Raw genomic sequence first — 25,393 nt, forward strand, 5'->3', positions numbered from 1 at the left:
GGATTGCTATCGTTGTTGGAGGCATAAAATTTGAGGCAGCTTTCATTTGCTTTTAAAAGTAAAAATGTATATTTGTACCATTATTCTCCTTTTATTTAATACGGTTTGATAGGCAATGAGCATTGATTTGAATGCATTTAATAAATTCTTTATAGACTACCAGCAACGTTTTGTCCACTTTGCCTGTACCTATGTGCATGATGAAGCTGTTGCCGAAGATTTTGTTGTGGAATCAATGATGTACTATTGGGAGAACAAAGATCGTTTGTCTGCTGATACTAATATTCCGGCTTATGTCTTGACCACGATAAAGCATAAGTGTATTGACTATTTGCGCCATCAACAAGTCTATCAGGATGCTTCTGACGAAATAGCCCGAATCTATGCATGGGAATTGTCGGGCAGAATCATGACTTTGGAAGATTTCGAGCCCTATGAGGTTTTTACAAAGGAAATACAGGAGATTGTTGATAGGACACTGGATGCTTTGCCCGAACAGACTCGGAAAATCTTTGTGATGAGCCGTAATGAAAATAAATCCCATAAAGAAATAGCAGAACTATTGGATATTACAACCAAGGGAGTGGAATTTCATATATCGAAAGCTACCAGGACGTTACGTCTTGCATTGAAGGATTATCTGCCGGTATCCTTACTTTTTTTCTATTTGCATTAAAAAAAACAGTTTTTCACTAGGGAATGTTCTTTCCCATCCGCTATTACTATAAATACGTAAAACAAAAGTGTTTATGGATAAGGATTTGTTATACCGTTTTTTTGAAGGTCATGCTTCTTTGGAAGATATGAAAGTGGTTAAAGAATGGGCCGGTGCTTCTGAGGAGAATGCCGGGCTGTTGCGTAGGGAACGCAAACTGTTTAATGCTATGATTCTTGCAGGTCATTCCCGACGGACTGATATACAGAGAATGAGGAACAGGAGGAACTATTTTATCAGGGAATTCCTGAAAATAGCTTCTGTAATAGTGATAACGGTGAGTGTGACGGTTGTATTATTTTCAATAGGTAAAGATAATGGAGGTATGTATTTAGCGATGCAGACCATTACCGTACCGGCCGGCCAGCGTGTTAACCTCGATTTGCCCGATGGGTCAAACGTTTGGCTGAATGCCGGAACTACAATGCAATATCCTGTTTCTTTTATGACAGACAAACGGGAGGTGATATTAGATGGAGAGGCTTACTTTGAGGTGGCTCATAATGAAAAGAGTCCGTTTGTGGTACATACAAGTACATTGGATGTAGAAGTATTGGGAACAAAATTCAATGTGGAAGCTTATTCAGCACGAAAAATATTCGAAACGTCTTTGATGGAAGGCAGAGTAAAGGTAAAATTACCTCACGATGAAAAGAATTCCGTCATCTTGGCACCCAATCAGAAAACGACTTTGATAGACGGCCGATTGGTGGTGAGTAAAATTGATGATTATAATGTATATCGTTGGAAAGAGGGGTTATATTGTTTCAGAAATAAACCTTTTGCTGATATTATAAAAGACTTGGAGAAATATTATGATTTGAAAATACAGATGGATAAAAAGGAAATAGCAAAGGTTGCATTAACTGGGAAATTTAGGATTTCTGATGGATTGGACTATGCGCTGCGTGTCCTGCAAAACGATGTAGCCTTTATTTATCAAAGAAATCGGGATAATGACGTCATTCATATAAAGTAAGAAATGTATTAACCTTCTAAAATGGAAAATCAGCCTATGAAGCAATCCTTATGAAAAACAACTAAAGAGCCGATGGGTGTTTGCACCACCCACCGACCCGACTAACACAATTATTTTTAATAAATCGTATTAATAACCATTTGCAAAGATATGAAAAACATTCCTTTGCCGGATCTTTATTATCTTGAAAATCCGGATTTAAAACAATTATTTAGAATTATGCGATTATCAATATTCTTATTGTTCCTCTGCCTGTTCAGCCTGATGGCCGAAAATAGTCACTCACAGAATGCGAGGGTAACTATCAATAGAAGCGATGCCCCGTTGGAATCTATATTGAATGAGATAGAGTCTCAAACGGACTATCTTTTTATATACAAGGAAGATGTGAACGTAAAGATGCGTAAAAGCATTCATGTAAGCAGCAAGCCGGTAGCGGAAGTCTTATCGATTTTACTTGCAGAGTCATCTGTTGCATACAAGATGGCGGGAAATCATATTATTCTTACCCGGAATGCTGCATTGGCGGCACAGCAGCAAAAATTGGGAATAGCTGGTACTGTAACTGATGCATCCGGAGAAGTTTTAATAGGTGTTTCGGTATTGATAAAAGGATCGGGTCAAGGTACCGTAACAGATCTTGATGGTAATTTCTCTTTGGCAGCGAATATGGGTGATATACTTCAATTCAGCTATACAGGATATATTCCGCAAGAAATCAAACTGAAAGACAATCATTCATTGAGCATTGTCTTGAAAGAAGATGTGAAGTCGCTGGATGAAGTAGTAGTGGTAGCTTATGGCACCCAGACCAAACGAGCTGTTACTGGTGCTATGGAAACATTGGATTTTGATAAACTTTCTGATGTTCCTGTAGCGCAGTTTACCCAAAAGATGCAAGGACAAATTGCAGGTGTACAAGTGAATCAGGGAACGGGAGTACCAGGACAAGGAATGAACGTCCGTATTCGTGGAGCTGCATCACTTTCTACAGGATCAAATCCTCTTTATGTAGTGGATGGATTTCCTATTGTGGGTGATATCAATGATATTAATCCGAATGAGATAGAGTCAATGACTATACTTAAAGATGCAGCTGCAACTTCTTTGTATGGTTCCCGTGCAGCTTTTGGTGTAGTACTTATTCAAACTAAAGGTGCGAAAGCTGGAAAGACGAATATTAGCTTCAATGCATATATGGGAGTTCAGAATGTGCCTCAAAAAGGCAGACCTGAAATGATGAATGGAACAGAGTGGGCGCAATTCAAGAAAGAGAGCTATGAAGACTTGGGGCAAAGTGTTCCTACCGCTTTTCAGAATCCTTCACAATATGGTAAAGGACATGACTGGTATGATGCTATGCTGCGTAGTGCCATGATACAAGATTATAATGTATCTGTTAGTACAGGGAAAGATAAATTTACAAGCTCTTTTGTACTGGGGTATTTCAATCAGGATGGTGTTTTGTTGAACTCCGATTACCAACGTATTTCAGCAAGGGCTAACTCTACTTACCGGATTTCCGACAATTTGAAGCTAGCTTTCAATCTGGCTCCGACTTATAGTTTTGAAAACCGACCGTCATCAGATGGAGCATTCTTTAGTGGGGGAGGTTTACTTGCTAACGCTACATTGACTCCTCCTATTCTTGACTATCGAAACGAAGATGGAACCTATCCCGTAGTAGTGACAACACCCGGTGTCACTGCCTTTGAGACCCCGAATTGGGTGCGTTCCATACAAGATATCGTCAACAAGCGGGAAGCGAAAAGATTGCTTGCAAATGCGAGTCTGCAATATGAACCACTTAAAGGTCTTGTCTTGAAGACGAGTCTGAATGGAGATATAGGTTCTAATTATCAGCACAATTTCCAACCTTCTACTGCCGGACGGGCATTTGCAGCTGCACCAAGTGCCATTGCAGCTAATCTTTACGAAGCGAATAACCGATATTGGTCTTGGTTGTCCGAAACCACTGCTAATTATTCAAAAGAAATAGGTAATCATACGTTTGAACTGTTGCTTGGATATACTACACAAAGATTTCGTAGTGACTATAGTGCCATAAGTGGTTCGAACTTTTCGGACGATAGAATACAGACTATTGATGCGGCATTGGTGAAGAACAATCCGACTATGGATATTCAAGAGTGGAGTATGATTTCATATTTAAGTCGTGTCAATTACAGTTATAAAGGTAAATATCTGATTGGAGCAAGTATTCGTAGGGATGGTTCATCCCGTTTCGGAAGTAATAATAAGTGGGGTAACTTTCCATCGGTATCTTTAGGATGGATTGTGAGTGATGAGGCTTTTATGGGCAAACTTAAGAGTGTGTCTTTGCTGAAAGTACGTGGAAGTTATGGTATGATAGGGAATAACAATATAGGAAATTATACTCATTACAATACGGTAAGTGGTAACACGAATGCTGTGTTTGGTAGTACTGTCGCAAGCGGAAGTGCTGTTACGAATCTTGGAAACGATGATCTGGGATGGGAAAAAACTCGCCAATTGGACTTTGGAGTCGATCTTGGTTTCTTCAATAATCGTATTACTTTTACATATGACTACTATAACAAGATAACATCCAATATGCTTTATTCACTACCTGTACCCGAAGAATCAGGCTTCTCTACACTGATAGGGAATGTTGGTAAACTTAAATTCTGGGGACATGAGTTTAGTATTAATTCCCATAATATTGTAGGAACATTTAATTGGAGCACGAATTTCAATATTTCTTTCAGTGATAACCGTGTGCTGGCATTAAGTGATTTGAGTAATCAGTTGGTGGCTTATTCGGGCATTGTAAGTACGATTTCACGTGTAGGAGGGCGTATCGGGCAATTCTATGGAATGGTTCAGGATGGAATTTATGTAAACCAGTCAGATTATGACCAGTCGCCTAAAGCTGTGGATTCCCAAGTAGGTACTATCAAATTCCACGATGTTAATGACGATAAACAAATTACTTATGGCGATGATGAAAGTGGTGATAAGGCGGAAATCGGTAATCCTCTTCCTAAATTCACATTTGGTTTAACGAACAATTTTGAATACAAAAATTTTGATCTGACTATAGTTGCCACAGGCACTTACGGAAATAAGATTGCCGCTGCTGTAGAGCAAGGTATGGCCAACCTTGACGGCCCTTTTAATGTAATGAAAGAGGTGAAGGACCGGTGGCGCTCCCCTGACAATCCCGGTGCCGGACTTTATGGTAAGACTACTAGTGGGACTTCACGTGAAAGGGATATCTTTCATTCCCGTTTTGTATACGATGGAAGTAACCTGACCATTAAGAACATTACATTAGGATATACCTTGCCAGCTAATCTCATTAAGTTTGTCAGCAGACTGCGTGTGTACGCCAGTGTCCAGCAGGCATTTGTATTCAGCAAGTACAAATATGGAAATCCCGAAGTGGGTGTGGACTTTAATGGCAACTCACCGGGAGCATTATTGCAAGGTATAGATTATTCTACATATCCCGTACCAAGGACATTCACTTTTGGCTTGAATATAAACTTTTAACTTTTAAAATTGAATACCATTATGAAGAATCATAAATATATGTTGGCGATGTTGCTGTCATCTAGCCTATTGGTAGGATGTCAGGGCGATTTCTTGAATTTACCATCTGAGACATCTTTGAGTACTGCTGTTTATTACAAATCACAAAGTGACTTTGAGCAGGCAATCAATGGTGCTTATGCTCCTTTACGCGATTTGTATAACGGGACGTATGGAGCATGGGCGATGGGCGAAATGCGCAGTGATAATACCACTTATAAATATAACCCCAATGACCGGGGAACGATAGAGGCTGAGTTCGTGAAAAACTTTTTGGACGATGCGACGAATGGAGTGCCACGTTCCAAATACGTGATTGACTATCGTATTATTTCACGGGTTAATCATCTGTTGGAACCGATAGATGCCGTCAGTTTTGATCAGAAGATAAAAGATAATATTAAAGGTCAGGCCTACTTTCTTCGGGCATTGGCTTATTTCGATCTTGTACAGTATTTCGGTAGTGTACCCATACACTTGAAACCGGCCAAGACACAAGCTGATACTTCACAGCCATTGGCAAGTGTGGAAGATGTGTATAAACAGATCATTGCAGATGCCGGACAGGCCGTTTCTCTTTTGCCATCCAAAGCGGATCAAGAGCCTGGTAGGGCAACGAAGGGAGCGGCAAACACTCTTTTGGGTAATGTATATATAGTGCAGAAACGATGGGCGGAAGCCGAACAGGTATTAAAAGAAGTAACGGGTTATGAGTTGATGCCACGCTATGCGGATGTTTTTGAACTTGCTAATAAGAATGGTCCGGAATCCATTTTCGAGATTCAATTTAAGGATGGTAATGAAGGATTGCATAGCTCCTTCTTTTATACCTTCTTGGTGCAGCCGATAACAGCCGAAGAGACAACAGCTATTACGGGTATTCCTGAGGTAGCACGTACAATAGAAGGTTATAATATACCTACGCCTGATATTATGGAAGCTTATGAACCAGGAGATGTGCGTAAAGATGTTTCCGTGGGCTTTGTTACCGCCCATGGTATCTCTTATCCTTATATCAAGAAATATTGCCATGCTCATACACAAAGTGGGAAAACCGGTGATAACTGGCCGGTTTACCGCTATGCTGAGGTCTTGCTTTTTATTGCTGAAGCTTTGAATGAGCAAGGCAAGACGGAGGAGGCATTAGTATATTTGAATAGAGTAAGATCAAGAGCGTTGTTGCCTGTAAGCAGTGCTTCGACTCAATCAGATGTACGCGAGGCTATTATTAAGGAACGGCGTGTGGAACTAGCTTTTGAGAACAAACGTTGGCTTGACCTTGTACGTACCGGAAGTGCAGAACAGGTTATGAAATCTTATGGAGAGCGGGTAAAAGCTAATCCTTCGGCTTATTATTTTCCCGAGGGATTTTCGGTGGCTCCTACTGCTTTTACTGATATCCGTATTTTGTTTCCATTGCCCGCATCAGAGGCTGCGCTTAGCCCTTATTTTTAAGGTTTAGGGTATATTGTAACTTGGCGGAATGACATTGAATAATTCTAGTCTTGGTAAAAATGTCGTTCCGTAAAGTCTTTATTCATAAATATATGTCAATAACTTAATCAATATAAACTAGTATATATGAAGAATTGTAAACTTCTTGTTTTGCTTCTTTCTGTTTGTATTGCTTGCCATGCAACGTTGCAATCTGGTAATGCTCATTTCATAGTCAAGAATTTAAAGACCGAATATGCTGTTACACCTCTAGGTCTTGATGTTGAACTTCCCCGTTTTAGTTGGCAGATGGAATCCCTAGGTGCTGAACGCGGTCTGCAGCAGACAGCCTATCAAATTATCGTTTCAGATGAAAAAGGAAACATTGTGTGGGATAGTGGAAAAACACAAAATGGATTCTCTTTAAATGTAGTGTATAATGGCACTTCTCTGCAACCCTCTACTCGTTATTCATGGACTGTAACGGTTTGGAATCAAAGAGGCGAACAAATGTCGGAAACTTCTTGGTTTGAAACAGGATTAATGAGTTGTGATTCCACTTATCAAGGTTGGAAGGATGCCAAATGGATTGGAGGCAGTGATCAGGATATGGTTTTGTATTCGCATTATCTTCCGGTTTTCAGATTGGAATATACAATTCAATTAAATGAAATATTAAAAAGTACTTGTGCAGGTCTTGTTTATGGAGCTAATGATGCACGTCTGATGGACAAAAATAAGAACTTGTATCATTTGGAAAACGGGAAGAATGAATCTTACATCAAAGTGGAATTGGATATTGCTCCAATATCCATGAAAAAAGAAGCGATATTGAATGTCTATCGGGTGGGCTACCATCCTAATGACAAGCCGGACATGCCTTTTGCTAGTTTCTCCATTCCTAAGAATCTGATTCATAAAGACAATATGTATGGTTGTCATACGATAATATTAAGTTCTGATTTAGGTTTCACTAAGTTCTATATTGATAATGTAGAAAAGGAGATTGGCGTTGTCAATCTAAATCCGTTGGGGAGAGGAGGTGATTTCATTGCTTTTCCGGTAGTCGGTGATATGGGCTTTATTGTCCCGGCTGAACAGGCTGTTTCTTTTTCAAAAGTGAAAATCATGAATTTTAGAAGTCCTCAAAATGTAATAACGACAGTGAAGGATGAAGCGTATCAGATCTTTGGTGGAACGAATGGTGCTTTAGAAATTTTCACTCCGAAAGGAAAATCATCTCCTATGCTCCGTACAGTTTTTACTTCTCCAGATGCTGGGGTGGTAAAAGCGCGTCTATATGTTACGGCACGCGGAATTTATGAAATTTATATAAATGGACAGCGTGTTGGAGAGGATTATTTCAATCCTGGAGTTACTCAATATAATAAAACTCATTTATATCAGACCTTTGATGTTACAGACTATGTACAAATAGGTCAGAATGCTATCGGAGCTTTCCTTGCAGAAGGTTGGTGGAGTGGAGGTGCTACATTTACTGGAGAAAATTGGAATTTCTTCGGCGATCGGCAATCTTTATTGGCTAAATTAGTTATCACCTATAAAGATGGGCATGAAAAAGTGATTGTTACGGATCCTTCTACTTGGCAGTATTGTAATAATGGTCCTGTTCTGTATGGCAGTCTCTTTCAAGGAGAAGTTTATGATGCTCTGAAAGACTCGGAAATGGAAGGGTGGAATACAGCTTTATACACTCCAAACGAAAGTTGGAAACCAGCTGTTGAAGTAGCTTTGAACGGACATATAAGTACATCAGGAAATCCAAATATGCCTTGGGTGGATGATTATTCTAATTATAAACTGGTAGGGCAGTTCGGGCAAACAGTAAAGGCGGTCAATGAGCTGACTGCAATCTCTGTAGAAGAAGTCCGTCCAAAAGTCTTTGTATATGATATGGGACAAAATATGGTAGGTGTACCTCAAATCCAACTTTCAGGAATGAAACCAGGAACAAAAATCTGTCTGCGTTATGCCGAAGTAAAGTATCCTGATTTGCCCGAATATGAAGGAAGTATTGGTATGATTATGCTTGAAAATATCCGTGCCGCCATGGCTCAAGATATCTATATAACGAGAGGCGGTCGGGAAACTATTCATCCGCGTTTTACTTACCACGGTTATCGTTTTGTGGAGATAACCGGTATAGATGCTCCTTTGGCGACAGAAGCGGTGAAAGGAATAGTGCTTAGTTCCATCCATAACTTTGCCTCTTCCTACGAAACATCCAATACATTGGTTAATAAATTGTGGAAAAATATTACGTGGTCTTCTTCCGGTAACTTCTTGTCTATTCCCACAGATTGTCCTCAACGCAACGAGCGTTTGGGATGGGCGGGAGATATTTCTGTCTTCTCTCGTACAGCGACTTACCTGGCTGATGTCTCTCAATTCCTTAGAAGATATGTACAATCTATGCGTGACGTACAACGATCTGACGGACGTTTTCCCGATATAGCTCCACTGGGAGGAGGGTTTGGTGGGCTGTTATGGGGAAGTGCCGGAATCACAGTGCCTTGGGAGTGTTATCAGCAATATGGAGATAAAAGATTGTTGAACGAACACTATGATGCTATGAGTCAGTACATACAGTATATACTTGATAAAATGATTGAGAAGGAGACAGGCTTGCTAGTTCAGAACAGAGCATGGGGTGACTTGGGTGACTGGTTGGGATTGGAAGATGAGAAAAATGATAAATCACTCTTATGGGAAGCATATTTCATCTACGACTTGGAATTGATGAATAAGATAGCTACCATTTTGGGCAAGCAAATGGATGCAGAAAGATTCAGTAAATTATATGCTGAGCGGAAAACTTTCTTTAATAAAACCTATATTCGCCCCAATGATGGTAAGACTATCTTTTCCTCCTTTCTTCCTAAAAAACGAGGTACATCAATTGATATTCAAACTTCTTATGTGCTTCCGTTGGCATTCAATATTATTAATGATGAGCAGAAAGAAAAAGCCATAAAGAACTTGTTGGAAACCATTACACGGGAGAATACAACTGATTGTGGCAAGTTATGTCCATCTTATTCGTTAATGACTGGTTTTATAGGCACTGCATGGATTGGTAAGGCACTGTCAGATAATGGTTATTCTGATATTGCTTATAGATTATTGCAACAAACAAGCTATCCTTCTTGGCTATATTCCGTAGAACAGGGTGCGACGACTATTTGGGAACGCTTGAATTCTTATACCCATTTGGATGGGTTTGGCGGGAATAACCGTATGAATTCATTTAATCATTATTCATTTGGTGCAGTAGGAAGTTGGATGTATAATTATTCTTTGGGTATACAGCGGGATGAGGCTTTTCCCGGATTTAAACATTTCATCTTAAAGCCGGCGATAGATTTGGCTGGTAAAATGAAGTATGCAAAAGGATATTACGATTCTATGTATGGACGCATTGAAAGTGGTTGGGAAATAGAGAATGAAATCATTCGATATACTTTCAATATTCCTGGCAATACTTCCGCTTTATTATATCTACCTGCTTCATCTGTAAAAGATGTGAAGGAGAACGGAAAGGGTATTTTAAAAAAAAGTACTGGAATCAAGTTTATCGGTGAAAATAATGGAAAGGTTATTTTGGAGTTGGAATCGGGTAGTTATCAATTTGAGGTGAAAAAATGAAATACTGAATGGTTTGTATTCTATGATAGCATTCGGAATAATAATATTTGAGTCTTCAATCAATGATTTTGTTCTTCTAATTAATTTCTATTTGCAAGATGGAAAATGTTCTATTCTTAGAAATAGAGATTGCTGTATTTTTTCTATTTTCCCCCATTTGACCGAATAAAGTCCCTCTTTTGAAAGATTTATATACCTATCGTTAGGATTGTATTTTCTATCTTTGCATCAAACAATTTTTGAACTAATTATTATGAAACACAAAATCCTTACTTTCTTTTTGGCTTGTCTTGTGCCCTGGCTGGCAGGAGCACAGCAATCTGCCAATAGTCAAAATAATGTAGCCGAAAAAGATTACATAGCTTATCTCTTTACCTATTTTACAGGTAACCACATCAGCGAGGAAGCCGTATGCTATGCGGTAAGTACGGACGGATATACCTATTGGGCATTGAATGACAACAAACCTGTCATTGATTCCAAAATCATCAGTTCTACCGGTGGTGTGCGCGACCCGCATATCCTGCGTTGCAAAGACGGAAAGACATTCTATATGGTGGTTACCGATATGGTTTCTGACAATGGATGGGATTCCAATCGTGCCATGGTGTTGCTGAAATCTACAGACTTGGTGAACTGGAACCATTCTGTCATCAATATGCAGAAACGTTATGCCGGACAGGAAAAACTGAAACGGGTATGGGCGCCTCAGACTATCTTCGATGCGGAAGCCGGAAAATACTTGGTCTATTGGTCAATGAAATATGGTGATGAGGCAGATGTGATTTATTATGCTTATGCCAATAAAGAATTTACCGACCTGGAAGGTGAACCGAAACCGCTTTTCATCCCTGAAAACAAGAAATCTTGCATAGACGGTGATATCGTATATAAAGATGGAATCTACCACCTGTTTTATAAAACCGAAGGACATGGAAACGGCATCCGGGTAGCAACTACCCGTTCGCTGACTTCGGGACAATGGGAGGAAGAACCCGACTACAAGCAGCAGACCCCGGAAGCGGTGGAAGGTGCGGGAACTTTCAAACTGATAGGTCAGAATAAATACATCTTGATGTATGATGTCTATATGAAAGGTAAATACCAGTTTACCGAAACGACCGATTTGAAAAACTTTAAAGTGATAGACAGTGAGGTGAAGATGAATTTTCATCCGCGTCACGGAACTATCATCCCCATTACCCATGCCGAGCTGAAGCGTATCACTGACAAGTGGCCTTCAAAGGAAATGGGTAATATGACTATCCCCAACAATCCGGTGCTGCAAGGGTTTCACGCCGACCCTGAAATATTGTATTCTCATCAGACTAAAAAATATTATATCTATTCTACCACCGACGGACAGTCCGGATGGGGAGGGTGGTACTTTACGGTCTTTTCCTCAGATAATTTGAAAGACTGGAAGGACGAAGGCGTGATGCTTGACCTGAAGTCCGACCAGGTGATATGGGCGGATGGAAACGCGTGGGCTCCATGTATTGAAGAAAAAATAGTGGACGGAAAGTATAAATATTTTTTCTATTTCAGTGGTAACCCTACAGCCGGAGGCGGCAAGCAGATCGGGGTGGCGGTAGCCGATTCTCCCACCGGTCCGTTCAAAGACTTGGGACATCCCATCCTCACCGAATCTCCTGTGGGCCACGGACAGCAGATTGATGTGGATGTGTTTACCGATCCGGTTTCGGGAAAATCCTATCTGTATTGGGGTAATGGCTATATGGCAGGCGCCGAGCTGAATGAGGATATGCTTTCCATCAAGGAGAATACCCTGACCGTATTGACTCCGAAAGGGGGAAGCCTGAAGGATTATGCTTTCCGTGAAGCGGCGTATGTGTTCTATCGTAACGGACTTTACTATTTTATGTGGTCTGTGGACGATACCGGTTCGCCTAACTATCATGTGGCATACGGTACGTCAAAATCTCCGTTGGGTCCCATAAAGGTGGCCAAGAAGCCGGTGGTGCTGATTCAGGACCCTGCAAAGGAAATCTATGGGCCTGCCCACAATGCGGTGCTGCAAATTCCGGGTACGGATGAGTGGTACATTGTATATCATCGTATTAATAAGAACTTTATAGACCGTGAGAAGGGTCCTGGCGTGCATCGTGAAGTATGTATAGACCGTATGGAATTTAATCCGGACGGAACCATCAGGAAGGTTGTTCCCACGTTATAAAAGAAACATAACAATAAAGTATATACCATGAAAAAGACCTTATTATCTCTGGCAATCGCCTCATTGGCAGCAGGCCAATCCGTCTGTGCTGCCGTGGAAAAAGTATATAATGAGCCCGATTCGGTCTACATCTTCTCTTACGCCCATCCGGAAGACGAGGGACGCAGCGGACTGAAATTCGCATGGAGCCCCGATGGCGACAAGTGGCTGAGTGTATCCGATGGCTTTGCCTATCTGAAATGTGACTTCGGACGTTGGGGGTCGGAAAAGAGAATGATTAAACCTCTTCTGGAAAAAGCGGAAGACGGACGTTGGTATTGCCGGTGGCAGCTCACCCCCAGCGGAAAAGTATGGGGTACTTCCCATTCTTCCGACTTGTTGAAGTGGGCTCCCCAACAATATGTCAATGCGGAGAAGCCTGCTGTGCCCCGACTGGTCACTGCCCGGCAGATTGTCCTTGATAAAGATACTTTGAACGGCTATATGCAGAAAGTTCCTTATGCGGATATAGAACAGTTGATTCGTTTTGCCGAGCATAAGAAATTCCGCGATATACAGAATAATGAGCGTACCGAACAGGACGCCGTTCGTTTTGCCGGACTGAAACCGGTCACTGCCACCATCCGGGTGGATGCCGGACGGGTAAAGCCCATCAGCGAGCATTTAATAGGTATTTTCTTTGAGGATATTAACTATGGGGCCGATGGCGGGTTGTATGCGGAGCTGGTTCAGAACCGTGATTTTGAATATTCTGCTAAAGACGGCGCAAGAGATAAGAACTGGAACAGCACGTATGCGTGGAGCATACAGGGAACTAATGCGGAACTGTCTGTCAGTGAGGACAGTCCCATTCATGCTAACAATGCCCACTATGCAGTGTTGGAGGTACACCGCCCGGGTGCTGCCCTGGTGAATAACGGTTTTGACGGTATTGCCGTGAAAAAAGGTGAGAAGTATGACTTCTCTGTGTTTTCCAAAGTGCTGGATGATACGAAAGGTGGAAAAGTGCTTGTGAGACTGACTACCAAAGACGGCAAGGAGATTGCGCAGGCTGCTATTCGGGTTTCATCTACAGAGTGGAAAAAACAAAAGGCTGTACTGACGGCAACAGCGGATGCTGCGGATGCCGTGCTGTCCGTTTGTCCGCAGATGGCTGGGAAGTATGCCTTGGATATGGTTTCTCTTTTCCCACAGAATACATTTAAAGGCAGAAAGAACGGGCTGCGTGCCGATTTGGCGCAGACCTTGGCCGACCTTCATCCCCGTTTTGTCCGTTTCCCCGGCGGATGTGTGGCTCACGGAGATGGTGTGGACAATATTTATGATTGGAAAGGCTCTATAGGAGCGTTGGAGGAACGCAAGCCTCTGCGCAATTTGTGGGGCTATCATCAGACACGTGGTTTGGGATATCATGAATATTTCTTGTTCTGCGAGGACATGGGTGCTGAACCTGTTCCCGTGGTGGCAGCCGGAGTGCCTTGTCAGAACTCGGGAACTTGCAGCCATCACTCGGTAGGCGAACTGGGTTGCGGCGGTCAGCAAGGCGGAATCCCGATGGAGGAAATGCCGCAGTACGTGCAGGATGTATTGGACTTGATAGAATATGCGAATGGAGATGCGAAGAAGACCGTATGGGGAAAGAAGCGTGCACAAGCCGGACACCCCAAGCCCTTCAATCTGAAATACATCGGCATTGGTAACGAGGACCTGATTACCGATATCTTTGAAGAACGTTTCACTATGATTTTCAATGCGGTGAAGGAGAAATATCCCGAAGTGACCGTTATCGGAACCGTAGGTCCGTTCTATGAGGGCAGTGATTATGAGGAAGGATGGAAATTTGCTACCAAAATGGGTATTCCGATGGTGGACGAGCATTATTACAATACTCCGGGATGGTTTATCAACAACCAGGATTTCTATGACCGTTATGACCGCAACAAGGCAAAAGTGTATCTGGGAGAGTATGCGGCTCACCTGCCGGGACGCCCCAACAACATGGAAACAGCATTGGCTGAGGCCTTGTACCTGACTTCCGTGGAACGTAATGCTGATGTGGTGACCATGACTTCATACGCTCCTCTGTTGGCCAAGGAGGGACATACCCAGTGGAATCCGGATTTGATTTATTTCAATAATACGGAGGTGAAACCCACCGTAGGTTACTATGCGCAGCAGATGTACGGACAAAATGTGGGCAGTGAATACATCGCTTCTTCCGTGACTTTGGATAATGCACAAGATGCGGTGAAGAAACGGGTAGGTGTGTCGGTAGTCCGCGACGGAAAGACAGGAGATATGATCGTGAAACTGGTGAATCTGCTGCCGGTAGCGGTGAATGCGAAGGTGGAGCTCCCATCTTTGGAAGGAATGAACACCACTGCCGTAAAGACGGTTCTGGCAGGCAAGCCGACCGACAAGCAGGCTCGTCCTGTAGCCGGTACAATGGAAGTAAGCGAGAAATTCGGATATGAATTGCCGGCTTATTCATTTACGGTAATCCGGATAAACAAGAATGAAAAATAACAATAGATAAATAAACATGAAGAAATTACTGACTTTATTGCTGGCAGTCCTGCTGCTGGCGGGATGTGCCGGCAATAAGTCCGGAACATTCGAAGCGGGCAAGAATACCTTTCTGCTGAATGGGAAACCGTTCGTGGTCAAAGCGGCAGAGGTGCATTATCCACGCATTCCCCGTGAATACTGGGAACATCGTATCGAAATGTGTAAAGCCTTGGGCATGAATACGCTCTGTCTATATGTCTTTTGGAATTTGCATGAGGAAACTCCCGGCAATTATGACTTTACAGGCAACAAGGATATTGCGGCTTTCTGTAAATTGGCTCAGAAGCATGGCATGTACGTCATTGTGCGTCCCGGCCCGTATGTATGTGCGGAATGGGAAATGGGCGGTCTGCCTTGGTGGCTGCTGAAGAACGACAGCGTGCAGCTTCGCACTCTCGATCCTTTCTATATGCAGCACGTGGGAGCCTTTATGCATGAAGTGGGCAAGCAATTGCAGGATTTGCAGATTACCCGTGGCGGTAACATCATCATGGTGCAGGTGGAAAACGAATATGGTTCGTATGGCACGGACAAGCCCTATGTGTCTGCCATCCGTGACACGGTACGCGCCGCAGGCTTCACCGAAGTGCCTTTGTTCCAATGTGACTGGAGTTCTAATTTCCTGAATAACGGTTTGGATGATTTGCTTTGGACTGTAAACTTCGGTACGGGAGCCGATATCGACAAGCAGTTTGCCAAACTGAAAGAAGTACGTCCTGACGCTCCACTGATGTGCAGTGAATTCTGGAGTGGATGGTTTGACCACTGGGGACGTAAGCACGAAACCCGTGACGGACAAATCATGGTGGATGGTCTGAAAGAGATGATGGACAAAGGCATTTCCTTCAGTCTGTACATGACTCACGGAGGAACGACCTTTGGCTGGTGGGGCGGTGCTAATAATCCGGCTTATTCGGCTATGTGCAGCAGTTATGACTATGATGCTCCTATCAGCGAAGCGGGCTGGACCACCGACAAATATTTCGCCTTGCGCAATATGTTGAAGGATTACATGGACGAAGGCCAGACATTGCCCGAAGTTCCCGAAGCCTTACCGGTAATGGAAGTTCCGGCTATCAAATTCACTCAAGTGGCTCCGCTGATCAACAACCTTCCCGAACCGAAGCAGACAGAGGAGATCCGGCCGATGGAGAAATTTGACCAGGGTTGGGGAAGTATTCTGTATCGTACCCGTCTGCCGGAAGATGTGAAAGCAGGAACCATTTTGAAAATTACCGAACAACATGACTGGACACAGATCTTTGCCGACGGGAAACTGTTGGGGCGTCTGGACCGCCGTGGCGGAGAGCAGGAGTTGACATTACCTGCATTGAAAGCCGGAACTCAGCTTGATTTATTGGTGGAAGCCATGGGACGTGTGAACTTTGACAAATCCATTCACGACCGTAAGGGAATCACCGAAAAAGTGGAACTGGTGAACGGTAAGAATGCTGAAACGTTGAAAGGCTGGACTGTTTATAATCTTCCCGTAGATTATGAATTTGTATCTTCCCGGAATTTTCAGGATATGAACTCGTCTGCCGCCTGTGGCATAGAAAAAAATGATGAAAGTGTTCCGGCCTACTATCGCGCCACTTTTACCTTGGATAAGGTGGCTGATACATTCCTGAATATGGAGTCATGGGGAAAAGGTATGGTATGGGTGAATGGCCGTGCCATGGGACGTTTCTGGGAGATCGGTCCTCAGCAGACTCTGTTCATGCCGGGGTGCTGGCTGAAAAAAGGAGTGAACGAAATCATTGTTCTTGACTTGAAAGGTCCGAAAGAGGCGACCATCGTCGGATTGGACAAACCTATCTTGGATATGCTTCGCGTAGCTGTTCCAGAAACGCATCGTAAACAGGGGCAAACCATTAAACTGGAGAAGGAAACACCGGTAGCTGCCGGTACTTTCAAACCAGGTAACGGTTGGCAGGAAGTGAAAGTACCTGCTACGAAAGGACGTTACTTCTGTCTGGAAGGCTTGGCTTCCTTTGATAATACCAATATTGCTGCTATTGCGGAGTTTGACGTGTTGGATGAGAAAGGACAGAAAATCTCTCGTGAAAACTGGAAGATTGTTTATGCCGACAGCGAGGAGACCCGTAGCGGCAACCGCACAGCCGATAAGATCTATGACCTGCAGGAAAGTACTTTCTGGCAGACGGTGGACAATACAGCTTATCCCCATCAGGTGGTGATAGATCTCGGCAAGGAATATAACGTGACTGGTTTTCGTATCCTGCCGCGTGCGGAACAAGGAGCTCCAGGCATGATTAAAGATTATAAGGTATATGTAAAAACAACCGGTTTCGGTTATTAAAATGAAGGTGCTACAGAAGAAAAATAAAACACAGATGTAAGGAGAAGATTCCAAAAGTAGGAAACTTGCAGATAGAACAGTTATCGGATACTTTAGCAAATTTTAAAAATTACTAGAGTATCCGATTTCTTTTTTATAATTTTGTAGCGGTCTATGATTCTAATAGAAAGCACAATGAAATATATATTGACCTTTATACTATCTTTTCTCTCTTTCTTGGTGTGTTCTCAGAACATAACTATTACAGATATTCCTACCATTGACCAGTTGCCGGTAAATGCTATTCATCGTGTTTTCAGAGACAGTGAAGGATATATGTGGTATGGCACGGTGAACGGATTATGTCGTGACGACGGCTATCATGTAAAGGTGTTTCGTTCGGACATTGATACTCCGGGGCTATTAGAGGACAACTTGGTAGAATGTATCGCTGAGGATAAGAAAGGAAATATATGGTTCGGTACAGACAAAGGGGCATATATTCTTAATAAATCGGATTACAGTGTACATCCTATAGATCCGAAGCGTCTGAAGAATATTCCAGTGATGTATCTTTATGCTACCAGTGACGGCTCTATGTGGCTGGGGTATCGCTCTGTATTGGCTAAATATGATACCAACGGGCAGTTGGTTAAAGAATATCCTATCCGGAATGAACACGGAGGAGCCTCCATCTCCGGATTTTGTGAGAGTCGCAACCATGAAATTATTATTTCTGTGTGGAATGGTCGGGTATATCATCTGGACAAAGAAAAAGATGAGTTTATCCCTTATCCCGATAAGATGAGAAGTCGAAATCCTACGGTGATGGTTCAGGATAATGAACAGGATTATTTTTGGTTGGCTACCTGGGGGGATGGCGTGGTACGTTTCGATCCTTCGGCCCCAGGGGATTCCATGTTTGTATACTCTGAAATACCGGTCAATGCGGCCGGTGAGGAGGACGGACTCATCCTCAGTCTGGCACAGGATGATAAACTGGGATATATCTGGTTGACTACCGGCCACGATTTCATGGCTTTGCAAATTCAACCGGACCGGACGTTGAAGCAGTTGAAATTTCCGGCAGGACTTTTGCCTGTCAACCACATGCTGGTAGAGGTCTTGAAAGGAAAGGAATGTTTGTGGGTATCAGCTTTTGACCGTCCTAGTTTCATCCTACATCTGATGGATAATATAACCAAAGATTATGCTTTGCCCGCTTTGGCGGACAGGGTAAACCGCAGTCCGGCCATAATGGCTTTGTGTGATGATGGAGATGGCATGATGTGGATGATGCAGGAACGAACTGGTCTTGCACTGTATGACTTGAAACAGGATAAAGTGAAAATCTATTCGGATTTTCCCGCACTTGCTTCTTTGCCTTTGAATAATGGACGAGAGATGACGAGAGCACGCATCAATAACGGGGTCTGGGTGGCGAAGGATTTGAATAGATGGGTCTATGGCATGGCTCGTCAGGGAATGGAGATGCATCTGAAAGATGTTATCGACTTGAACGGACAGGTGGAACAGAATGCTACAGTGACAAAATTATATGAAGACTCGCATGGAATCTTGTGGATAGGCTTGAGCAAAGGACTTTGTAGCTATGATGTTCGTCAGAAAAGAGTCAAACGGGTTTATCCGGATGTGGGTCATGTGATGGGGATAGTCGAAAATAAGGAAGGACTGATATGGATTTGTACTCAGGACAACGGTTTGTTTCAGACAACGGCAGATGAAAAACTGCGTTCTTTTAAATTAGAAAAGAACTTCTCCTGTCTGTCTATCGCTCCTGATGGGATTTTGTGGTTGGGAACTTGTGACGGAGGGGTCTACTCTTATGACCCTTCAGAGAATAAGTTGCTTTGTTATAATGGGGCCTGCGGCATGAATGGTAATCAGGTGAACCAGATAGTGGCTGATGCATATAATCATATTTGGATTGATACGAACCAGAAACTGATAGAATTTAATCCTCGTAACGGTTCGTTCCGCATCTATCTTACCACGGATGGTTCTATCTTGTTGCATCGCTTTCTTCCCACTGCTGTTTGTCAAGCAAAAGATGGCAATATTTATTGGGGCGGCATTCCGGGTATTTGCATGGTTACTCCATCAAACGGGTTGGAAAGAAAGGCTAGTGCAGTGAAGACCAAGATAACTGATATAAAGTTGCAAGGAGAATCATTGATATTCGGAGATAGAAAGAGTAGCAATTCCATTAACCGGATAGAATTGCATCCCGATGATCAGAATTTGGAAATTAGTTTTTCTTCTCTTAACCACCGTTATGCTTCAAAGATACGCTATGCTTATCGGTTGATAGGAGTGGACAAAGCGTGGGTATATGTGGAAGGTGGAAAAAACTCGGCTTTTTATAATCATCTGAGTAAGGGCACTTATACTTTTCAGGTGAAAGCGACGGATGAAAATGGTCTTTGGAGTAAAGAGGTAACTGAACTGACTATCCGACGCCTTCCTGCTTTTTATGAAACTTGGTGGGCGTATTTGTTCTATGTATTGATAGTGATGGGTGTATCCGGTTATAGTCTGTATCTTTATCTGAAGCGCGTGGACCGTAAGAATAATGAAATGTGGGCGGACAGCAAGGAGATGATTAAAATGCGTATTTATTTGGATAGTAAGGTGAATTTGCCTGAACCTGAGTTTGTACAACTGGACAAACTTCTATTGGAGAAAGCGGTAAAAGCCGTGGAAGATAACCTTACTGAGCCTGATTTTGATGTGACAGCTCTAGCTGATGCCATGAATATGTCCCGTTCTACTTTGACCCGTAAATTGAAAGCCATAACAGGTCGAACTCCATTGGATTTTATCCGGAACATCAAGATGAAGCATGCCAGACACATGTTGGAAGATAAAGACAAAAGTGTAACAGAGGTTGCCGCTACGTTGGGGTATTTTAATCGGAAGTATTTCACCACTTGCTTTAAAGAGGAATTTGGAATGACTCCCAGTGAGTTCCAGAAATCACAACACGAAGAATAAACATCTTCCTGTCCTTTAATTGTTGCAAATAGGGGGTACAAATGCGTCAAGTTATAGCTAGAGCCATTTGTATCCCCTGTTAGCATGGTTCTTCACCTGTATTTCTATTTCCTATTTCATTCTTTTGCCACAACCTTTTACGGGGAGAAAAACACATCTTCTTCATTCATTCCCGCAGTAAAGGTATGTATAACTTTAAATTTAATATAGAATGAAACATTTGTTTTTGTTGCTTACTCTGTTAAGCTTTTCATTAATAGCCTTAGCCCAGCAAAAAGTGACGGGTAAGGTGAAGGATTCTTCCGGCGAGCCTGTCATAGGAGCCAGTGTTGTCGTAAAAGGCAATAATACCATGGGAACGATTACGGATTTTGATGGAAACTTTATGTTGGATGTTCCTACAAAGAGTGTATTGGTTATTTCCTATATTGGTTATGTCACTCAGGAAGTTCCGACAGCAGGAAAAAAATCATTAGAGATTATTTTAAAAGAGGATACCAAGACCTTGGACGAAGTGGTGGTGATTGGTTACGGTACACAGCGTAAAGGGGATGTAACCAGTTCTGTAGCTAGTGTGAAAGCCGATAACTTTGTAAAAGGAGCCGTGAAGGATGTGGGACAGCTGATTCAAGGAAAAGTAGCCGGTCTGGCTATCACAAATCCTAATGGTGACCCGACGGGAAGTACTCAGATACGTCTTCGTGGTACAAATACCATTGGTGGAGCCAATACAGCCCCCTTGGTGTTGATTGATGGAATTCCGGGCGAACTCGGCACTGTGGCTCCGGAAGATGTGGAGAGTGTGGATGTGCTGAAGGACGGTTCTGCTGCCGCTATCTATGGTACGCGCGGTACGAATGGTGTGATTTTGATTACTACCAAACAAGCTAAAGGAGTGGATATCAACCAGGTGGAGTATAATGGTTACGTCAGTACTTCTCTTATTGCCAAGAAATTGGATATGTTGAATGCGGATGAGTTCCGTACCCTTTATCCCGACCAGGATCATGGGGCTGATACGGACTGGATTGATGAGATTAGCCGTACGCCGATCAGCCACGTTCACAACTTGTCATTGATGGGTGGTAACTCAAAGACTAATTATATTGCCAATTTGAACTATGCTTCTCGTCAAGGGATCATGAAAAAATCAGATTTCGAAAGTTTTCAAGGACGTATTGAGGTGACTCACCGTATGTTTGATGATAAGTTGAAATTGAAATTCGGTTTGTTTGGTAAGAAAAATCAAATGGAATCTACAACTAGTGGGGGTAGCTTCAGAGGTTGGGTATATGGTCAGGCAACTCGTAGAAACCCGACTGATCCGGTAAGAAATGAGGATGGTACATGGAATGAGAATGTGAGCAAATTCGAATATGAGAATCCGTTGGCTTTGTTGTATGAGGCTGAAGGAAATGTAAAAAAGACTCAGTTGCGTTACAATGGAAATATTGTTTATAATCCTATCAAAGATTTGACTCTTTCTGCCGTATTCTCTTATATTCGTGACAATATGAACCGTGGCTACGGCGAGACTTTGAGCCATATTTCTGCTTTGCGTGATGGATTGGCAGGTTGGTCTTCGGTAGGTGCTTATACCAAGATGGAGAAGTTGATGGAACTTACTGCACAATATAACAAAGAAATCGGTGCGCATAAATTCAGTGTCTTGGGTGGTTATAGTTACAATGAAACAGATTTTGAAGAACTTTGGATTGATAACTATGGTTTTCAGGATGATTATTTTGGCGGATGGCATAATATTGGCATCGGTTCTGCTTTGAAAGACGGTAAAGCGAACATCGGCTCAAAGAAAACTCCTACAAATTTGATCGGCTTTTTCGGTCGTGCCACCTATTCATTCAAGAATCGTTATTTGTTGATGGGAGCCCTTCGTTATGAAGGAGCCAGTCAGTTATGGGGTACTGATAATGCATGGGGACTTTTCCCGTCCGTATCTGTAGGATGGAGAATTACCGAAGAAGCATTTATGAAGAATCAGAAGATTTTTGATGACTTGAAACTTCGTGTGGGATATGGTGTGACAGGTTCACAGCCTAAAGATCCTTTTCTGGGTGTGGCTATGTTGAAATACGGATCGTATGCTTTTGTAAATGGAAATTGGATACAGACCATCGTTCCGGCATCCAACCCGAATCCTGATTTGAAATGGGAGGAAAAGAAAGAAACTAATATTGGTTTGGACTTCGTTTCATGGGGTGGCCGTTTGTCCGGTTCTATTGATTATTATAACCGTGATGTGGATGGCTTGATATACGAATATGGAGTACCGACTCCTCCGAACTTGTATAATAAGACAATGGCCAATGGGGGTACAATGAGAAATCGTGGTGTGGAAGTGTTGGTGACTGTGGTTCCTGTTCAGAATAAAGATTTTGAATGGAGCACTACCGGAACATTCTCTTTGAACTCTAATAAGCTAATCAGTTTGTCTGGCAGTATCTTTAAGTCGGATTACGACTATTTTAATACGGGTACAGTGGAATACTCCGGTCAGGTAGCCGATTCTCACAGAGTACAGGTGGGTGAAAGTATCGGTAATTTCTATGGCTTTAAAGTAGTGGATGTAGACAGTGAAGGGCGTTGGATCTATGAAGACAGGAATGGTGAGCTGGTGAACTATAAGGACTTTACCCATGCTCCTGAAGATAAACATGTGATTGGTAACGGTCTTCCTAAATGGTATGCAGGATGGAACAATACTCTTCGTTATAAAAACTTCGACTTGAATGTGACTATGCGTGGCGCGTTTGGCTTCCAGATAATCAATGGTGGACGTATGAATTACGAGAATGTAAAGAACAGCCGTTTTGAAAATCGTTTGAAATCTGTGAATGACTTGGTGTTTGGCAAGCATACGTTGAGCCCGGAAGTGGAACCGGAATTCAACAGCTATTATGTAGAAGATGGTGACTACTGGAAGATTGACAATATAACCTTGGGATATAGTTTCGGTCAGGTAGGTAAATATATAAAGTCACTCCGTATCTATGGTTCGGTATTGAATGCTTTGACTATAACCGGATATAAAGGTATTGATCCGGAAGTATCAACAGACGGCTTGACTCCGGGATATGATACACGTGACAGATATCCGAGTGTGCGCTCATTTACTTTCGGCGTTAATGTGAAATTTTAATGAACTAAAAAGGAATTGAAGATGAAAACAAATATAAAATTATGGACAATGGGACTGATGACAGCCGCATTGTTGGGAAATACAGCTTGTACTGATTTACTGCATGAGAGTTATGGGCAGGTAGTGTCTGAGGATTACGTGCCGAAAACGGAGGAAGATGTCAGTTATCTGGTAAATGCCGCTTATATACCTTGGCGCGAAACGTTATTGCAATGGAACGGAGTGGTTCGTGCACAGGAATTATGTGCGGATCAGGATGTTCTTCCCGCTCGCGATGGTATTGGATGGGTAGACGGTTATATCTATAAAAGATGGCATCAGCATACTTGGACTACCGAGGATGACGGTGTACTTCAAGGATGGGAACGCACGTACAATGGTGTGAATACCTGTAACCGTATTTTATCTCAGATAGAAGAAGGTGTGATCAGTGTGGATGGAGAAACGAAAGAAAAGTTGATTGCCGAATTGAAAGTACTGAGGGCTTCCTATTATTATATTTTGATTGATTTGTATGGTAATGTGCCCATTGTGACAGACTTTAAAGATACTTCATTACCGCAACAGTCTACTCGCAAAGAGGTCTTTGACTTTATTGTGAAAGAAATAACAGAGAATATGGATTTGTTGTCCGAAACGCCGAGAGGTTATTATTATGGACGTTTCAATAAGTGGGCGGCCCATGCATTGCTGGCTAAAATATATTTGAATGCTGAAGTCTGGTCGGGTACTGCTCAGTGGCAGAAATGTATCGACGAGTGTGATATCGTGATTAATTATGCCGAGAAGTCCGGAGAATATGCATTGGAAAATAATCAGAAGGATGTTTTTGTAACGCATAATGAGAATTCCAAAGAAATAATCTTTGCATTGCCGTTTGATGAAATTTATGTGACGGGATGGAATGATTTTGATTTCCACATGTACACTTTAGCACCTGAAAACCAGGAAACCTATCAGTTGACTGCACGTCCTTGGGGTGGTGTGTGTGCAGTGCCTCAGTTTATTAATTCTTTTGATAAGGATGACGCACGTTTGGAGGCTAACTATATTCAAGGCCAGCAATATACCTATTCCGGTGAAATCTTGAAGCGTAGTATTGATGGAAAGCCATTGATTTATACGGTAGATGTCCCTTCTATTGACCAGTCGGATGTGGATGATGGTTTCCGTTGGGGTAAGTTTGAATATGCCACCGGTATAACAAACCGCTTGAGTAATGACTGGCCGTTGTTACGTTATGCGGATGTATTGATGATGAAAGCGGAGTCATTGATGCGTTTGGGCAAATCGGGAGCAGGTGCTTTGGTGACTCAGGTACGTGAACGTGCCTTTAAGAATGAGCCTGAAAAAGCGCAAGTTACAGATGCAGAATTGATGGGAGGAAGTGTATATGATTATGGCCGAAGAGATAGTTATAAGGCAGAACATGATGGTGGAGCGGATATTAAATATGGTCGTTTCCTTGATGAGTTAGGTTGGGAGTTTTGTCAGGAAGGACGCCGCCGTCAGGATATGATTCGTTTTGGAATCTTCACCACGAAAGCTTGGTTCTCTCATGATAAGAGTGATGAAACCAAAAATCTGTATCCTATTCCAAATAAAGTATTGTTGACCAATAGCAATCTGAAACAGAATCCGGGATATTCTAAATAATCAGGTTATTTCATCCGGTGGAATTTACTTTGGATTTTCACAAAATAGTTCCATCGGATGCTCTTTGTTTAATCATAGGTTGTTCAATAGGATTTTTTTAAGGAGTAAAAGATTGTTTTCATTTA

General features: G+C 42.4%; 11 protein-coding genes. All 11 read left to right on the forward strand.

Going from position 1 to position 25,393, the window contains the following annotated elements; translation table 11 throughout:
• The first annotated feature begins 115 nt into the window (after positions 1-115).
• Positions 116-676, forward strand: coding sequence for an RNA polymerase sigma-70 factor (locus AB5935_RS09225; protein WP_005840733.1), 561 nt, complete (start codon positions 116-118; stop codon positions 674-676).
• A 73-nt stretch (positions 677-749) separates the two neighbouring features.
• The gene (locus AB5935_RS09230; protein WP_007848552.1) at positions 750-1,694 is read left to right on the forward strand and encodes a FecR family protein; all 945 of its coding nucleotides are present in this window, start codon (positions 750-752) and stop codon (positions 1,692-1,694) included.
• Between the two features lie 150 nt (positions 1,695-1,844).
• Positions 1,845-5,231, forward strand: coding sequence for a TonB-dependent receptor (locus tag AB5935_RS09235; protein WP_368327405.1), 3,387 nt, complete (start codon positions 1,845-1,847; stop codon positions 5,229-5,231).
• A 21-nt stretch (positions 5,232-5,252) separates the two neighbouring features.
• Complete coding sequence (locus AB5935_RS09240) at positions 5,253-6,725, forward strand: RagB/SusD family nutrient uptake outer membrane protein (RefSeq protein ID WP_007833094.1); 1,473 nt, start codon at positions 5,253-5,255, stop codon at positions 6,723-6,725.
• 126 nt (positions 6,726-6,851) lie between these two features.
• Entirely contained in the window at positions 6,852-10,370 is a 3,519-nt protein-coding gene (locus tag AB5935_RS09245; RefSeq protein WP_038611586.1) for an alpha-L-rhamnosidase, read from the forward strand.
• Positions 10,371-10,623: 253 nt separating this feature from the next.
• Positions 10,624-12,567 (forward strand): family 43 glycosylhydrolase, encoded by a 1,944-nt coding sequence (locus AB5935_RS09250; RefSeq protein WP_038611583.1) that lies wholly within the window; start codon positions 10,624-10,626, stop codon positions 12,565-12,567.
• A 27-nt stretch (positions 12,568-12,594) separates the two neighbouring features.
• Positions 12,595-15,093 carry an alpha-L-arabinofuranosidase C-terminal domain-containing protein gene (locus AB5935_RS09255; RefSeq protein ID WP_008655848.1) on the forward strand — a complete coding sequence of 833 codons (2,499 nt, stop codon included), beginning with the start codon at positions 12,595-12,597 and terminating at the stop codon, positions 15,091-15,093.
• A 16-nt stretch (positions 15,094-15,109) separates the two neighbouring features.
• Positions 15,110-17,458 (forward strand): beta-galactosidase, encoded by a 2,349-nt coding sequence (locus AB5935_RS09260; protein WP_007833103.1) that lies wholly within the window; start codon positions 15,110-15,112, stop codon positions 17,456-17,458.
• A 153-nt stretch (positions 17,459-17,611) separates the two neighbouring features.
• Positions 17,612-20,452, forward strand: coding sequence for a two-component regulator propeller domain-containing protein (locus AB5935_RS09265; RefSeq protein ID WP_368327406.1), 2,841 nt, complete (start codon positions 17,612-17,614; stop codon positions 20,450-20,452).
• Positions 20,453-20,663: 211 nt separating this feature from the next.
• Positions 20,664-23,612: a SusC/RagA family TonB-linked outer membrane protein gene (locus AB5935_RS09270; protein WP_120053461.1), complete on the forward strand. Its 2,949-nt coding sequence runs from the start codon at positions 20,664-20,666 to the stop codon at positions 23,610-23,612.
• Positions 23,613-23,633: 21 nt separating this feature from the next.
• Entirely contained in the window at positions 23,634-25,268 is a 1,635-nt protein-coding gene (locus AB5935_RS09275; protein ID WP_022185492.1) for a RagB/SusD family nutrient uptake outer membrane protein, read from the forward strand.
• The last annotated feature ends 125 nt before the right edge of the window (positions 25,269-25,393 follow it).

The sequence above is a fragment of the Phocaeicola sp. RTP21198st1_B8_RTP21198_201120 genome (genome assembly GCF_040929485.1).
In the GTDB taxonomy this organism is placed as follows: Bacteria; Bacteroidota; Bacteroidia; order Bacteroidales; family Bacteroidaceae; genus Phocaeicola; species Phocaeicola dorei.

Excerpts from the sequence above, each read along its gene's own strand:
- AB5935_RS09225 (WP_005840733.1), top strand. The coding sequence starts at position 116 with ATGAGCATTGATTTGAATGCATTTAATAAATTCTTTATAGACTACCAG.
- AB5935_RS09230 (WP_007848552.1), top strand. The coding sequence starts at position 750 with ATGGATAAGGATTTGTTATACCGTTTTTTTGAAGGTCATGCTTCTTTG.
- AB5935_RS09235 (WP_368327405.1), top strand. The coding sequence starts at position 1,845 with ATGAAAAACATTCCTTTGCCGGATCTTTATTATCTTGAAAATCCGGAT.
- AB5935_RS09240 (WP_007833094.1), top strand. The coding sequence starts at position 5,253 with ATGAAGAATCATAAATATATGTTGGCGATGTTGCTGTCATCTAGCCTA.
- AB5935_RS09245 (WP_038611586.1), top strand. The coding sequence starts at position 6,852 with ATGAAGAATTGTAAACTTCTTGTTTTGCTTCTTTCTGTTTGTATTGCT.
- AB5935_RS09250 (WP_038611583.1), top strand. The coding sequence starts at position 10,624 with ATGAAACACAAAATCCTTACTTTCTTTTTGGCTTGTCTTGTGCCCTGG.
- AB5935_RS09255 (WP_008655848.1), top strand. The coding sequence starts at position 12,595 with ATGAAAAAGACCTTATTATCTCTGGCAATCGCCTCATTGGCAGCAGGC.
- AB5935_RS09260 (WP_007833103.1), top strand. The coding sequence starts at position 15,110 with ATGAAGAAATTACTGACTTTATTGCTGGCAGTCCTGCTGCTGGCGGGA.
- AB5935_RS09265 (WP_368327406.1), top strand. The coding sequence starts at position 17,612 with ATGATTCTAATAGAAAGCACAATGAAATATATATTGACCTTTATACTA.
- AB5935_RS09270 (WP_120053461.1), top strand. The coding sequence starts at position 20,664 with ATGAAACATTTGTTTTTGTTGCTTACTCTGTTAAGCTTTTCATTAATA.
- AB5935_RS09275 (WP_022185492.1), top strand. The coding sequence starts at position 23,634 with ATGAAAACAAATATAAAATTATGGACAATGGGACTGATGACAGCCGCA.